The sequence below is a fragment of the Halomonas marinisediminis genome (assembly GCF_004347715.1).
In the GTDB taxonomy this organism is placed as follows: Bacteria; Pseudomonadota; Gammaproteobacteria; order Pseudomonadales; family Halomonadaceae; genus Halomonas; species Halomonas icarae.
In genome coordinates this window covers 1-330 of record NZ_SLTR01000140.1, presented here as the reverse complement: position 1 = coordinate 330, position 330 = coordinate 1, and the positions used below count along the sequence as shown (strand labels likewise).

At 69.1% G+C, this 330-nt stretch carries 1 protein-coding gene; it reads right to left on the bottom strand.

The genetic code is table 11. The features are described from left to right. A partial coding sequence (locus E0702_RS16125; RefSeq protein WP_165927574.1) for an SUMF1/EgtB/PvdO family nonheme iron enzyme occupies positions 1–330 on the bottom strand: 330 nt, incomplete at both ends.

Sequence of the window (330 nt, the reverse complement as noted above, 5' to 3'; positions counted from 1 at the left end):
GAAGCTCTCCTCGGCGACGATATGGGCGGCAATCACCGGGCGCATCCCGAAAAACGTGCCCGCCAGCGCGCGGCCGGTGCGCGGATTGAACATCGGATATTCGCGACGTTGGGCGGTGTAGATCTGCGCCGCCTCCGCATCGATCGCACCGCCGCGGGTGACCAACCCGCCCGCCTGCCCGTGGCGCCGCCCCACCGCGTTCAGCCGAAACGGCTCCAGCATCAGTTCCTCGGCATTGCCGTAGACATCGAACAGGCCCACCGGGTTGGCTTGGCGGATGCCCACGGGCCGCAGCTGGTCCGTAGCCCGCCCGCCGGTCTGGAAATGGGC